This is a genomic window from Streptomyces sp. MA5143a, from assembly GCF_900290235.1.
In the GTDB taxonomy this organism is placed as follows: Bacteria; Actinomycetota; Actinomycetes; order Streptomycetales; family Streptomycetaceae; genus Streptomyces.
On the sequence record NZ_OLMK01000111.1, the window covers coordinates 1 to 13,992 of the forward strand.

General features: G+C 72.5%; 11 protein-coding genes, 1 tRNA gene and 1 pseudogene. 10 read left to right on the forward strand and 3 right to left on the reverse strand.

Annotation, left to right across the window (positions count from 1 at the left end; translation table 11 throughout):
* The 4 genes from SMA5143A_RS37140 to SMA5143A_RS37155 all read left to right on the forward strand — a co-directional run.
* Positions 1 to 280: alpha-glucosidase C-terminal domain-containing protein (locus SMA5143A_RS37140; RefSeq protein ID WP_181362206.1), on the forward strand; the 280-nt coding region annotated here is incomplete at its 5' end.
* Between the two features lie 27 nt (positions 281 to 307).
* The gene (locus SMA5143A_RS37145; protein WP_107467214.1) at positions 308 to 1,690 is read left to right on the forward strand and encodes a maltokinase N-terminal cap-like domain-containing protein; all 1,383 of its coding nucleotides are present in this window, start codon (positions 308 to 310) and stop codon (positions 1,688 to 1,690) included.
* Positions 1,691 to 1,694: 4 nt separating this feature from the next.
* Entirely contained in the window at positions 1,695 to 3,932 is a 2,238-nt protein-coding gene (gene glgB / locus SMA5143A_RS37150; protein WP_107467215.1) for a 1,4-alpha-glucan branching enzyme, read from the forward strand.
* A 56-nt stretch (positions 3,933 to 3,988) separates the two neighbouring features.
* Positions 3,989 to 4,387, forward strand: a complete 399-nt coding sequence (locus SMA5143A_RS37155) for a MarR family winged helix-turn-helix transcriptional regulator (RefSeq protein ID WP_107467216.1) — start codon at positions 3,989 to 3,991, stop codon at positions 4,385 to 4,387.
* A gap of 84 nt (positions 4,388 to 4,471) precedes the next feature.
* On the opposite strand, the gene SMA5143A_RS37160 is transcribed toward SMA5143A_RS37155, so the two are convergent.
* Positions 4,472 to 4,891: an SseB family protein gene (locus tag SMA5143A_RS37160; protein WP_107467217.1), complete on the reverse strand. Its 420-nt coding sequence runs from the start codon at positions 4,889 to 4,891 to the stop codon at positions 4,472 to 4,474.
* A gap of 304 nt (positions 4,892 to 5,195) precedes the next feature.
* Between SMA5143A_RS37160 and SMA5143A_RS37165 the strand changes: the two genes are divergently transcribed.
* Together SMA5143A_RS37165 and SMA5143A_RS37175 are read left to right on the forward strand one after the other, a co-directional pair.
* Positions 5,196 to 5,270, forward strand: a tRNA-Trp gene (locus SMA5143A_RS37165).
* A 401-nt stretch (positions 5,271 to 5,671) separates the two neighbouring features.
* Positions 5,672 to 6,961 (forward strand): alpha-L-fucosidase, encoded by a 1,290-nt coding sequence (locus SMA5143A_RS37175; RefSeq protein ID WP_107467218.1) that lies wholly within the window; start codon positions 5,672 to 5,674, stop codon positions 6,959 to 6,961.
* Here SMA5143A_RS37175 and SMA5143A_RS43545 read toward each other — a convergent pair.
* Positions 6,937 to 7,497, reverse strand: coding sequence for a cysteine hydrolase family protein (locus SMA5143A_RS43545; RefSeq protein ID WP_308812064.1), 561 nt, complete (start codon positions 7,495 to 7,497; stop codon positions 6,937 to 6,939). The two genes, SMA5143A_RS37175 and SMA5143A_RS43545, sit on opposite strands and share 25 nt — an antisense overlap.
* Before the next feature lie 90 nt (positions 7,498 to 7,587).
* Positions 7,588 to 9,042 (reverse strand): annotated as a pseudogene (locus tag SMA5143A_RS37180) (purine-cytosine permease family protein); the annotation flags it as partial.
* Positions 9,043 to 9,248: 206 nt separating this feature from the next.
* Between SMA5143A_RS37180 and SMA5143A_RS37185 the strand changes: the two are divergent.
* Genes SMA5143A_RS37185 through SMA5143A_RS37200 form a run of 4 tightly spaced genes read left to right on the forward strand, consistent with a single transcriptional unit; the run spans position 9,249 to position 13,936 of the window.
* Positions 9,249 to 9,578, forward strand: a complete 330-nt coding sequence (locus tag SMA5143A_RS37185; protein ID WP_107467220.1) for a hypothetical protein — start codon at positions 9,249 to 9,251, stop codon at positions 9,576 to 9,578.
* A 50-nt stretch (positions 9,579 to 9,628) separates the two neighbouring features.
* The gene (locus SMA5143A_RS37190) at positions 9,629 to 11,140 is read left to right on the forward strand and encodes a S8 family serine peptidase (protein WP_107467221.1); all 1,512 of its coding nucleotides are present in this window, start codon (positions 9,629 to 9,631) and stop codon (positions 11,138 to 11,140) included.
* Between the two features lie 37 nt (positions 11,141 to 11,177).
* Positions 11,178 to 12,791, forward strand: a complete 1,614-nt coding sequence (locus SMA5143A_RS37195) for a hypothetical protein (RefSeq protein WP_107467222.1) — start codon at positions 11,178 to 11,180, stop codon at positions 12,789 to 12,791.
* Positions 12,788 to 13,936 (forward strand): hypothetical protein, encoded by a 1,149-nt coding sequence (locus SMA5143A_RS37200; RefSeq protein ID WP_107467223.1) that lies wholly within the window; start codon positions 12,788 to 12,790, stop codon positions 13,934 to 13,936. Before SMA5143A_RS37195 ends, SMA5143A_RS37200 begins: the two co-directional genes overlap by 4 nt.
* Positions 13,937 to 13,992: the final 56 nt, after the last annotated feature.

Here is a 13,992-nt window from a genome sequence, read left to right on the forward strand (position 1 = left end):
GGGGTCGTACACGGAACTCCACTCGTCCAACCCGGCGGTCCTCGCCTATCTCCGCGAGTACAAGGACGATCTGGTGCTGTGCGTCAACAACTTCTCCCGGTTCGCACAGCCCACCGAACTCGACCTGAGCGCCTACGACGGACGCCACCCCGTCGAACTCATCGGCCAGGTCCGTTTCCCCGCCATCGGTGAACTCCCCTACCTCCTCACCCTCGCGGGCCACGGCTTCTACTGGTTCCGGCTCTCCCGAGTCCTCTCCCGTGCTGCCCTAGGGCGTTGAAGCGCGGGCCGGTGAAAGGACGTCACCATGCCGAAGACCGCATTGCTCCGGCCGAGCAGCGACAGGGCCGCCGACCTGATGACCTCGCTCGCGGGACTGCTGCGCGACTGGCTGCCCCGGCAGCGCTGGTTCGCCGGCAAGGACCGGCCGGTCACGGACCTCGCGCTGCTGTCCATGACGGAGCTGTATCCGGGATGTCTACATCTTCTGGTGCACACCGGTCATGCCGGTCACAGCTGTCACGGCGGGGTGCCGGCCCCCGGCGGCACCCCCCCGGCCGGCGGCGACTGCTACCAGCTGCTGCTCGGCGTACGGGACCATCCGGCGCCGCGCCTGGGCCGGGCCCTCATCGGGCAGGTGCAGGAGGGTCCGCTCGCGGGCCACACGGTCTACGACGCGCTGTACGACCCCCGGTCGGCGCACCTGCTGCTGGAGCGGCTGCGGAACCCGGGGGCGGCGGGCCCGCTGCGCTTCGAGGCCGATCCGTCGGCGCGCGTACCGGCCGGGCTGGCGCCGCGGCTGCTGGACGCCGAGCAGTCCAACTCGTCGCTGGTGTACGGCGACGCGTTCATCCTGAAGGTGTTCCGGCGCATCCAGCCCGGCGTCAACCCCGATCTTGAGGTGCCCGGCGCACTGGCGGGCCAGGGCTGCGGCCGGGTACCGGCGCCGGTGGCGTGGTTGCGGACGACCCGTCCGTTCGCGGCGACCCTCGGTGTGCTCCAGCCGTTCCTGCCGGACGCCTCCGACGGCTGGACGCTGGCGCTGGGCGCGCTCGCCGCCGGCGACGACTTCACGGCGCAGGCCCGTGAGCTGGGGCGGGCCACGGCGGAGGTGCACCTCGCGCTCGCGTCGGCCTTCCCCGCCGGGGAGCACGACGAGAACACGCGGACGGCGGCCGCGATGACCGAGCGGCTCGACGCGGCGGCGCGCAGTGTGCCGGCGCTGCGGCCGTACGTGCCCGGCCTGCGGACCGCGTTCCGTGCGCTGCTCACCTGCGACGCCGGGCCGCCCGCGCAGCGCATCCACGGCGATCTGCACCTGGGGCAGGTGCTGCGGGCCGGCCGGGAGTGGTTCGTCATCGACTTCGAGGGCGAGCCATCCCGTCCGCTCGCCGAGCGGTGCGGCGCCCAGTCCCCGGTGCGGGACATCGCGGGGATGCTGCGCTCCTTCGACTACGCCGCCCGGCAGCGACGCCCCTGGCGCCCCGAGTGGGCGCGCCTGTGCCGTGAGGCGTACTGCGCGGGATATGCCGCCCGCGCCGGCTGGGACCCGCGCAAGAAGCACGGTCTGCTGCGCGCGTATGAGACCGACCGGGCCGTGTACGAGGTTCTGTACGAGGCACGGCACCGACCCGACTGGCTCCCCGTACCGATGGCGGCGATCGAGCGTCTCGCCGTAAGAGGAGGCTGAAGCAGTGGCCCTGCGCGACACCACTCCCCCCGAGTCGGCCGGCCCGCCGCCGCACCCGCCGGGCACCTTCGCGGGTGCCCCTCCCCTGTCCGCCGAGGACCGGGGGCGGCTGCTGGCGGGCGCCCACCACGACCCGCACTCCCTCCTGGGCGCGCACCCGGTGCCCGGCGGGATCGCCGTCCGGGCGCTGCGGCCGTACGCCCACGCGGTGCGGGTCGTCATCGACGGGGTGCGCACGTACCTCTCGTCGGAGGGCGACGGCCTCTTCGCGGGGGTGGTGCCGCTCGACGCGATCCCCGACTACACGCTGCTGGTGTCGTACGAGGACGCCGACCTGGAGATCCACGACCCGTACCGGTTCCTTCCGGCGCTCGGCGACCTGGATCTGCATCTGATCCGGGAGGGCCGTCACGAGCAGTTGTGGAAGGCGCTGGGTGCCGAGCCGATGGTCCACCAGGGTGTGGCCGGCACCCGTTTCACGGTGTGGGCGCCCAACGCGCAAGGGGTGCGGGTCGCCGGTGACTTCGGCTGCTGGGACGGTACGGCGTTCCCGATGCGGTCACTGGGGTCGTCCGGGGTGTGGGAGCTGTTCCTGCCGGGCGTCGGTGAGGGCGCCCGGTACAAGTTCGAGATCACCTCACGGCACGGGCACCGTCTCCTCAAGGCCGACCCGATGGCACGGCAGGCTGAGGTGCCGCCCGCGACGGCGTCCGTGGTGACGGTCTCGCACCACGAGTGGGGCGACGCGGAGTGGATGGCGCGACGCGGGGACACCCCGGTGCACGAGGCGCCGTTCTCCGTGTACGAGGTCCATCTGCCGTCCTGGAAACCGGGGTTGACGTACCGTGAGCTGGCCGAGGAGCTTCCGGCGTATGTGCGGGACCTGGGTTTCACGCATGTGGAGTTCATGCCGGTCTCCCAGCACCCGTTCAGCGGGTCCTGGGGCTACCAGGTCACCGGGTTCTACGCGCCCACGGCACGGCTCGGCGGCCCGGACGACCTGAAGCACCTGATCGACTCCCTGCACCGGGCGGGGATCGGCGTGATCATGGACTGGGTGCCGGCGCACTTCCCCAAGGACGACTGGGCGCTGGCCCGCTTCGACGGGGAGCCGCTGTACGAGCCCGGGGACTGGCGGCGGGCCGAGCACCCGGACTGGGGGACGTACGAGTTCGACTTCGGGCGCACCGAGGTCCGCAACTTCCTCGTCGCGAACGCCGTGTACTGGTGCGAGGAGTTCCACGTCGACGGGCTGCGGGTGGACGCGGTCGCGTCGATGCTCTACCTCGACTACTCGCGTGACTCCGGCCAGTGGTCGCCGAACGTGTTCGGCGGGCGTGAGGACCTGGACGCTGTGGCCTTCCTCCAGGAGATGAACGCGACCGTGTACCGGCGGGCGCCGGGCGTGGTGACCATCGCGGAGGAGTCCACGGCGTGGGACGGCGTGACCCGGCCGACCGACGGCGGCGGGCTGGGCTTCGGGCTGAAGTGGAACATGGGCTGGATGCACGACTCCCTCGGCTACATGGCGAAGGAGCCGGTGCACCGCAAGTACCACCACGACGAGATGACGTTCTCGATGGTGTATGCGTACAGCGAGAACTACGTGCTGCCGATCTCGCACGACGAGGTGGTGCACGGCAAGCAGGCGCTGGTGTCGAAGATGCCGGGCGACTGGTGGCAGCGGCGGGCGAACCACCGCGCCTATCTCGGCTTCATGTGGGCGCACCCCGGCAAGCAGCTCCTCTTCATGGGGCAGGAGTTCGCCCAGGGCGGCGAATGGTCCGAGCCGCACGGCCCGGACTGGTGGCTCCTCGACCCCGGGTACGGCGCGGAGCCCGATCACCGGGGTGTGAAGGACCTGGTCCGTGATCTGAACACGCTCTACCGGGGCACCCCGGCACTCTGGCAGCGCGACAGTGATCCGGCGGGCTTCCAGTGGGTGAAGGGCGACGCCGCCGAGGACAACGTCTTCGCGTTCCTGCGGCTCGCCGCGGACGGCACCCCGCTGCTGTCGGTCTCCAACCTCAGCCCCGTGGTCCGCCACGACTACCGCCTGGGGGCGCCCGGCGACGTCTCCGCCTGGCGGGAGGTCCTCAACACCGACGCCGCTGTCTACGGAGGCGGTGACGTCGTCAACCCCGACCCGGTGAAGGCGGAGCCCACCCCCTACGACGGCCGCCCCGCCACGCTCCCGCTGACCCTGCCGCCGCTGGCGACGATCTGGCTCAAGCCCGTGTAGATCCCGGCGTGAACTGCCCGGACGGCCTCCCCCGCACCCTCTGTTACCGTGCACATATGGCAGCCAACACGGCCGATGCCCGGCTCGAGGAACGGTGGCGGGACATCCTCGCGGTGCACGCCCGCACGATGTGCGAGATCGACCGCGCGCTGCATCCCCACGGCCTCGGGGCCAGCGACTTCGAGGTGCTGGACGTCCTCGCGTCCGGGCTCGCGGCCTCGGACGCGGACGACCACTGCCGGGTGCAGAACATCGCGGGGAAGGTCCACCTCAGTCAGAGCGCCCTGTCCCGGCTGATCGCACGGCTGGAGAAGGACGGCCTGGTCACGCGCTCGGTCTGCGCCGAGGACCGGCGCGGGGTGCGGGTCGCGCTGACCGACAAGGGCCGCTCGCTGCACTCCGAGGTGCTGCCCCTGCAGCGCGACGCCCTGGCCAGGACGCTGCGCGGCGACTGACACCCGCCGCAGCGGGCGCCCGCTCCCCGGGAAGGGGCTGCGAGGTCCGTGCGCGCCTCGGGCCCTCTCCCCGGACGGTGGCGGTCAGAAGTCGTGCCCGCCCAGGAGGGTGCCCACGTCGTGGGCGTCGAGGGTCAGGCCGTACGGCGAGCCGGCGTCGATGGTCAGGGACAGATCGCTGTCGGGCCACTGGGAGGCGAGGGCCCCGAGCGGTACCAGACGGTAGCGGGAGACGAACGGCAGCAGCTCGGCCATCGCCGGCTCCGAGGTGAACACCGGGACGACCTGTTCGCCCCCGGGCTGCTCCAGGACGGGCAGCGCCACGGCCGTGGGGTCGCTCAGGGCCGCGTCGTCGGCGTCGTCCGGCACGGGGACCAGGACGTCGCTTCCGGCCAGGGTGTCCAGCGCGGCCGTGTCGCCGTTGTCGAGGGCGAGGGCGGTCAGCGCCTGCTGGGCCGGTGTGGCGTCCTGGGGCGCGGGATGGTTGTTGGCGGGTATGTCCATGGGAAGATCCCTGATAGTGGGGACGGGCCGCCCGGACAAGATCCGTACCGGGCGCGACGCCCCTCGCGTACCCGATCCACCGACGCCCATTCCTGTGCTCCGCCGCTGCCCCCTGCGGCGGACGGGGGCCGGGCTCGTGCGTCGTGGTGTCCGTGCCCCCTCGCCGCGCTCAAGGCGTCCTGCGGCCTCCGACGGAGCTGCCCGCGGGCGGGCGGCTCCACCCGGCACTTGATCCCCTGCCGGCGCACGGTTCGAAAATGCGGTGGCAGCGGGGCCCGCCCCCGTGACAGGCTCCCATCACCGAAGGGGCGTAGCTCAGCCCGGCCAGAGCAGCGGATTCCAAACCCGCACGCCGCAGGTTCAAATCCTGCCGCCCCTGCACAGCGGAGCGGCCAGATCCATGAGGACCTGGCCGCTCCCTCATGACCCGGGACCCCGCGGTCACGGTGTGCCGTTCCTCCGCCGCACCGGGCGCCGTGTGGACCGGCGAGGGTCCTGGTCGCCTCCGACAGCAGCCCGGTGCCGTTGAGCGCGTCGGACACCGTGGCCGTGGACACCCCGGCCCGTGCCGCGGGCGCGCGCTTCGGCGGCCCTGCGGGAGTGGTCACGCCCGTCGCGCTGACGAGGAGGATCTCCGGTGGGTTGTCCCGCTCGTTCTCTGAGGGGCCGCGTGGGCTCGACATGGCGAGTATGCGGTCGTCAACGCCGGTGGTGAGAATGGACCAGCGGTGGTGACCGGCGCCCACGCGCCCGCCGGGGCGCTCCGCCTAGCGTGGGCGCATGACCATGCACCCCTGGTTTCCCGACGCCAAGCTGGGCATCTTCGTCCACTACGGCATCTACGCCGTGGACGGAGTGCCCGAGTCCTGGTCCTTCTACTGGGGCGAGGTGACGCACGAGCAGTACATGAAACAGCTCGACGGCTTCACCGCCTCCCGCTACGACCCGCGGGCCTGGGCCGACCTGTTCGCCCGCGCCGGCGCGCGGTACGCGGTGCTCACCGCCCGGCACCACGACGGTGTCGCCCTGTGGGACACCGCGCAGGGCGACCTGAGCGTGGTCCGGCGCAGCCCGGCGGGCCGGGACCTGGTCGCCGGGTACGTCGACGCGCTGCGCGAGCGCGGCCTGAAGGTCGGCCTCTACTACTCGCACTCCGACTGGAACCACCCGGACTACGCGAGCGTCCGCCACCCCGACATCGAACGGTGGCCGCAGAGCCACCCCGGTGGCAACGACGCCAACCCGTACTCCCATGCCGCGCCCGGCGAGGAGGACCCCGCCGCCTGGGACCGCTTCCTCGCCTACCGCGACGCCCAGGTGGGTGAGCTGGTGGAGCGCTTCCGCCCCGACCTGCTCTGGTTCGACGGCGAGTGGGAACGCACCGAACAACAGTGGCGGATCGCGGAGTTGGCCCGATTGATCCTCGCGGAGAACCCGGACACCGTCCTCAACGCCCGCATGCTGAGCCACGGCGACTACGCCACCCCGGAGCAGGGCGTGCCGCTCGAAGCACCCGACGGACCGTGGGAGTTGTGCCTCACCGTCAACGACTCATGGGGCTTCCAGCACCACGACGACCACCACAAGTCGGTGCGCCAACTGGTGCGCTACTTCACCGAGACGATCGGCATGGGCGGCAATCTGCTGCTGGGGGTCGGGCCCCGCGAGGACGGGACGATCACCGACGAGCAGATCGAGCGGCTGGAAGGGCTCGGCACGTGGATCGGCCGCCACCGCGACGCCGTGTACGGCACGGTCGCAGGGCTGCCCGCCGGGCATCACTACGGCCCCAGCACGCTCTCCGCCGACCTGCGCACCCTGTACCTGATGTGCTTCGACGTGCCGCGCGAGTCCGTGGCGGTCCGGGGACTGCGCAACCCGGTCACCCGGGTCACCGTCCTCGGCACGGGCACCGAGCTGGACCACCGGGTGGTCGGCGGCCTCGACGCGGTGCCCGGCGTGACCTGGATCGACGCCCCCGGCGAGGCCGACCTCGACCCGTACGCGACGGTGCTCGCCGTAGAACTCGACGGGGAGCTGGACCTCTACCGGGGCGCGGGGCGCGACTGAGCGAGGACCTCGTCGACGGTCACCACCCGTACCAGGGGCCGGTACAGGCCCAGTACGTGCAGGGCCTTGGCGTGGGAGTCGTCGTCGGCGCCGGCGCAGGCGTCGGCGACCACCAGCACCTCGACCCCGGCGTCGGCGGCGGCGAGGGCGGTGGACAGCACACAGCAGTCGGTGCTGACCCCGGCCAGGACCAGGCGCCCGTCCCCGCCGATGCGGGCGGCGAGGTCCGGGCCCCATTTGCCGAAGGTGGGGGCGTCCAGGAGGTGCCGTGCGCCGCCGGGGAGGCTTTCCGAGAAGTCGTCGACCAGGTGCCAGAGCGGGGCGTCGGCCGGCCGCAGGGCGAACGTCCACCGGTCGTAGTACGCCCGCCAGGCGCCCTCGGGGTGTTCCGGCGCGATGAACCGGGTGAACACGACGCGGTCGCCGAACGCCGGGAGCAGGCGCCGCACTCCGGCCGCGGCCTCGTCGAAGCGGGGCGCGGCCCAGGGGCTGTCCGGTTCGGCGAAGACCCGCTGCATGTCGATGACGGCGAGCAGACCGGGCGGGGTGCCGGGGGCGTCGGGGGACGGGTCCGTGAACGGGGCGTCAGGGGCGCCGTGGGGCTGGTTCGTGGTCATGCGCGTCCCCTCCTGCGTCCGCACCCGGCCCCGGGACAGCAGCAGGGTGCCGAGGAAACCGACCGCCAGGGCGATCAGAACGCCCAGGTTGGCGAAGGCCCAGTCGCCGGTCCTGCCGCCGAGGCCGAGGGGGCCGAGCAGATAGCCCTGCCAGTCCAGCCAGCCCGCCGCCGTGTTGGTGACCAGGCCCCAACCGAGGGCCGTGGCGCCGAGGGTGAGCAGGAGGGGGCCCGGTGGGATGTCGCCGTAGCGGCCGCCCGGACGGAACAGGTCCTCCTCGGCGTAGTCGCGGCGGCGCAGCAGCAGGTCGGCCAGCATCACCCCGCACCAGGCGGCGATGGGCACGCCGAGCGTGGTGAGGAAGCCGATGAACGGGCCGAGGAAGTCGTCGGCGAAGAAGACGATGTAGACGGCGCCCGCGATCATCAGGACGCCGTCGACCAGCGCGGCCAGGGGGCGGGGCACGCGCAGGCCCGCGGCGAGCAGGGCGAGGCCGGAGGAGTAGATGTCGAGGACCGCGCCGCCGACGAGACCGAGCACGGCGACGGCGGCGAACGGGATCAGGAACCAGGTGGGCAGGAGCGTGGTGAGCGCGCCGACGGGGTCGAGGGCGATCGCGTCGCCGAGTCCGGCGGAGGAGCCGGCGAGGAGCAGGCCGAAGACCAGCAGGAGCAGCGGGGCCAGACTGGCGCCGAGGGTGGTCCAGCCGACGACGCCCCGGCCGGAGGCGGTGCGGGGCAGGTAACGGGAGTAGTCGGCCGCCGCGTTGACCCAGCCGAGGCCGAAGCCGGTCATCATGAAGACGAGGGCGCCGATGAACTCCTGGGCGGAGCCCGCGGGTACGGCGCTGACGGTGGACCAGTGGATGTGGTCGGCCACCAGCACGACGTACACGAGCGTCAGGATCCCGGTGACGACGGTGATGACGGTCTGGAGGCGCATGATGAGGTCGAAGCCCATGACGCCGACGACCACGACGAGCGCGGCGACGAGGACGAGCGCCACCACCTTGGTCTCGTCGCCCCCGCCGGTGCCGAACCTGCGGAAGACGGTCGCGGTGGCCATGGTGGCGAGGGCGCACAGGGCGGTCTCCCAGCCGACGGTGAGCAGCCAGGACACGGCCGCGGGCAGCCGGTTCCCGCGCACCCCGTAGGCGGCGCGGCTGAGCACCATGGTGGGTGCCGAGCCGCGTTTCCCGGCGACCGCGACGAAGCCGCACAGCAGGAACGAGAAGACGATGCCGAGGATCCCGGCGGTCAGGGCCTGTCCGAATGAGATGCCGAAGCCGAGGGCGAACGCGCCGTAACTCATGCCGAGGACGGAGACGTTGGCGCCGAACCAGGGCCAGAAGAGGGTGCGTGGGGTGCCCTTGCGGTCGGCGTCGCCGATCACGTCGAGGCCGTGCGTCTCCACCTGGAGGGGGCGGACCGAGGGAGTGTCGTCGGAGGGTGGGGCGTCCGTCATCGTCGACCTGCCTGTCTGATCGCGGCTGATCACGTCCAGGGGAACGTAGGTGTGCCGGTCAGACGCGTCAAGGAGGCGCCCGCACGGGCCGCGTGGCCCGCACCCCGACAGGAGAAATACCCCTTTTGCGCATATTTACCGCACCTGTCAGCATCGAAAGGGGGACCGCTCACACAGACCGCCGACCCAAACAGACCGGAGACACCGTGGCAGCGGATCAGAGCGACGGCTCCGGAGCGGAATTCGTCGAGGCCCTCGTGCGGTTGCGCGCCGACGCACCGTCGGGTGGGCTGGCCGGCTGGGCCGGCGAGCACGGGCTCGATGTGACGCCCATGGCCGCGGGTGCCCTTCTCACGGGCTCCGCCGACCGGTTCACCGAGGCCTTCGGCGAACCTCCGGGCGATCGCGCGGAACCCCGGTCCCTCCCGGTCCCGGCGGCGCTCGAAGGCACGGCGCGGTCCGTCACCGTCCTGCCGCTGCCCGCCCTCGGCGCCGACACCCCGTTCCCGGACGCCGACCCCCCTTTCCCGGACTGAGCGACGACCGCCCCGGTCGCCCTCCCCCGCGGCGACCCCTGGAGGACCCGATGACGCTCCCCATGACGCCCCAGTACGGGCAGCCCGCGCCGGACCACGTGTACGGCTATGTGTCCGCCCGGTCGCGGGGCGGGGTACCGATGACCCGGGCCACGCGGTGGGACGCGGCCGAGCCCTTCCGGACCGACCCGGAGAGCCAGGAGCGCGCCGAGGCGTACCTCCTCGCGGCCGGACTCACCGTCACCGCCGAGAGCCGCCTCGGGTTCGCCGTGAGCGGGCCGCCCGCCGCGTACGAGGAACTGACGGGCGGCCGGCTCGAGACGTACGAGGACCTGCACCAGGTCGAGATGGACCACATCCGGTACGTCACCCAGCTGGACATCGTGGGCGAGCGGCAGCCCGAGGCCCACGGGGTGGGCGACGTACCCGGCACCGACGCGATCGAGGCCGTGGCGCTGGAGTCGCCGAGGACACCGGCGCGTCTGGTGCCGTCCGCGCAGCCGCCCAACGTCGACCGGTTCCACCTGCGGCTGCCGGGCGACGTCGCCATGCTGCTCGGCGCCACCCGCGCCCATGCCCGGGGCCAGGTGGGGGTCGGGGTCCAGGTCGCCATGGTGGACACCGGGCAGTTCCCGCACACCTACTTCGCCGCGCACGGCTACCGGATCGCCCCGACCGTCGCGGTCCTGCCCGGCACGAACCCCGCGCAGGACCCCGTCGGGCACGGCACCGGGGAGTCCGCGAACGTCTTCGCCGTGGCGCCCGGGGCCGAGCTGCGGCCCTACCGGGCGAGCGACAACTCCGGGAACCTGACGGGCGCGTTCACGGCGTTCATCCGCGCGAAGACCGACTGCCGGGCCGCGCGGGCCGGCGGCGCCCCCCAGGTGCTCACCAACTCCTGGGGCGGGTCGAGGACCTTCCCACCCGTGGGCCCGCCGACGGAGACCGACAACGTGTTCGCCCTGGAGATCCGGGACGCCGTCGAGCAGGGCGTCACCGTCGTCTTCTCCGCGATGAACGGGCAGTTCGCCATGGAACCGCAGGTACCGGGTGTGCTCTCGGTCGGCGGGGTGTTCGTGGGACCGGAACTGGAGCTGCGGGCGTCCGACTACGCGAGCGGGTACGCGAGTCCCTGGTTCGAGGGGGTCGTGGTGCCCGTCGTGTCCGGTCTGGTCGGGATGCGGCCCCGGGCGCAGTACCTGATGCTGCCGGTGCCGCCCGGCTGCGCTCTCGATGTGTCGGAGAGCCGGGCCCAGGGCGACGGGCAGCGGCCCGAGCGCGGCGACGACACCTCGCCGAACGACGGATGGGCGCTGTTCTCCGGTACGTCGGCGGCGGCGCCGCAGGTCGCGGGCGCGGCGGCGGTCCTGCTCGGTGCCCGCCCTGAGCTGACCCCGGCCCAGGTCATCAAGGCGCTCGCGGCGACGGCGGTCGACGTCACCATCGGCGCGAACCATCCGAGATTCAACCGTCCGGCGCGGATCGGCCCGGACGAGGCGACCGGCGCGGGTCTGGTGAACGTCGACGCGGCCCTGTCCTTCGCCCTCGACGGTTTCCGCTGACGGCCCGGGAACGGGCGGCACAGAGCGCGGAGGAACCATGTCGCTGTGGGAGCGCACCCCCGAACGCCGGCGGGCGACCGCCTGGCCGTCGGCGGAGCCGCCCGGCACGGCCGCGGCGGTCACGGCGGCCGACGAGGGCGGCGGGCTGCGGCCGGGGACGCTGCACCGCGGGGTGAGCGGGGTGGACCGGGGGCCGGTGCCCATGTCCGCGGAGCAGTTCGACGGGCTCCGTGACCCGATGGCCCGGGTCTTCTTCCGGCGGGGCCGCTGGCCGATGACGCTGGAGGAGGTGCTCGACGGGCTCACGGAGGCGGGGGAACTCCCGGCGCAGTCCGTGTACCTGATCGGTGAGGCCGGGCAGATCCCGCCGCACGAGGCGCCGGGGCTGCGCCGCGACTTCCGTTTCGCGATCACTCGCGCGGAACCGGGCAAGGACGCCGATCTGCTGGTCAGCAGCGACCCCGGCTCGGTCTTCCTCCAGGTCGCCGCCTGGGATCCGCGGGCGCGGGTCTTCAACTACTACATGCGGATCTCGCCCGCCTGGGTGTGGACCGGTGACTCCTGGTCGGCGCTGGCTGCGGAGTCACGGGGCAAGGGCTGCTTCGACAGCCATGTCAACGGCAGTGTCGTCATGAAGGAGTTGAAGCAGCCCTGGAGCAACTGGCAGTCCATGTCCGCGACGATCCAGCTCGCCCCCGACGACCCGTTGCGCGACAACCCCCTGTACCGCCAGGTCATCGGTGCCGAGCGCCTGGAACTCACGGTGAAGGGCCTCGTCTCGCGGTGGACCGCCGCGCGCCTGTCGACGGTCGTCACCGACGGCATGGTGACCCACCCCGACCGTCTGCTGCGGCAGTTGTTCACCAGCACCACGGTCAATCTGGCCAGTACGTCCGTGCAGAGCGCGACCGTGGCCGCCTCGGGCCAGGACCTGGTGCTGCCCCTGGGGTTCTGGCTGAACGCCGACGCGCTGCTGAACGACCTCGGGCTGCCGGTGGGCGCGGGAAGCGCGCCGTCCGCGCCGGCGTCCCTCTACGCCGACAGCGTCGCCGCGTTCGGTTTCCGGATGGAGGAGCGGGTCAGCGGGTTCACACGGCCCGGCGACACGTTCTTCGCCTTCATGGTCCCCGAGGCCGCGTACGAGGACAACGACGTGGTGCGGCAGGCGGTGGAGCGGGGGCTCGTCCCCGCCAGGTTCGCGGCCTGCGCGCTGATGGTCGACTTCACCGAGCCGGTCTTCAGCCCCGTCCGCGCGCACCTGATGCGTTACGTGCCGACGGCCCCGGTGCCCGTGGCGACATGGTGCGCTGACATCGCCGCGGCCGTGACCGATGCCGCGCGCACCCTGCCCGCCGACAGTCCCGAGGCCGAGTTCGCTCGCAACTGGGCGGTCCCGGAGGCGGAGTGGCCCGAGGTGTTCGCCCGACGGGTGGACGCGTACCTGGAGAAGGCCGCGGCGCGGATCCGTACGGCGTCGGGCTTCGACGACTGTGTGCGGCTCGCGGAGTCCCGTCGTCGCACGTTCAAGGAGATGCGGCTCAACGAGTTCGCGCTCACCCTGCCGACGACCGACATCCCCGCCGACGCCCCTCGGCTGCGCATGCACGAGGACGGCACCGTCGGTGAATCGACCAGCGGAGGTTCTCCATGACCACCATCAGCGCGTACGGGCCTCCCGGCCGGCTCACCGACCTCGACGACGCGGGCAGGCGGGCGTGGCACGTCTTCATCAGCGACAGCGTCGACGAGGCGATCACCGGCCCGGACCCCGCCGAGGTGCTCCACAACAGCCCCCGGCCGCAGTTCTACAACCTCACCCGGACGGACACCGCCGAGGACGCGGTCCGGGCGGCCGTCACTTGGACGGCGTTCCCGAACCGGCTGAGGTCCGCGATCTCCGACCGGCAGCGCTGGCAGCGCGCCGACGCCAGCCGCGACGTGCAGGACGAGTACTGCGAGTGGAGCGTGACCCGCGACGACTCGGGGAAAATCACCCGCGTCACGTTCACCTGTGAGGGCCCCGAGTACTGGGACGTGCTCGCCCGCACCGACCCGGACAAGGTGCTCGACCTCTACCGCGCGCACATAGGCCCGGCCGTGCGGCGGGGCGATCTCTTCGGCCCGGACGGCCGGTACGTGCGGCGCAACCAGTGGAACGACTCCACCACCCAGGGCGCGATGCACCTCATCCAGCAGTCCAACACCCTCGGCGCCGAGATCGAGTTGGCGGCCGCGGCGACGATCCGACGGGTCGTCGGCGGCCGGGAACTCACCGGCGCTCAGGAACTCATCGCCTGCGCCAAGTACGGCGTACCGGACCGCAACAGCGATCCGCACATCGGCGAGGTGGTCAACTCGGTGGCCCGGCAGAAGGCGGACATCGCGCTCAGCGATCCCGTCGGCATCTACTTCGACGATCTCGCCACCGACGGCTGGAGCACCCCCGACGGCTCCGACCCCAAGAGCTTCTGGCGGTTCGAGCGCGGCGACACCGACGTCCCCGTACGGGCCGTCTACGAGGTACCGGGCGACCGGGGCTTCACCGTGGGCGACATCACCATCGCCGGACGACCCATCGAGTTCGGCGCGCAGATCACCGACTTCGTCACCGTGAAGCTCACGGCCACCGCCTGCCGTATCGGCCTCAGCACGGCCCAGCCGCAGACCGCCTGTGTGGAGCTCGCGGCGGGCGACGACGTGACACCGGGCGCGTTCTCCCCCGGCGCGTTCTCCGCGCAGGGCTACCTCGGCAGCCGACCCGACCAGGCGCCGCGCAGCACACGGCTCGTGGCGTAGCACTCCCCCACCCCCCGACCCGTCCCAGCGCCAACCCACCCCATCCATCCCACCGC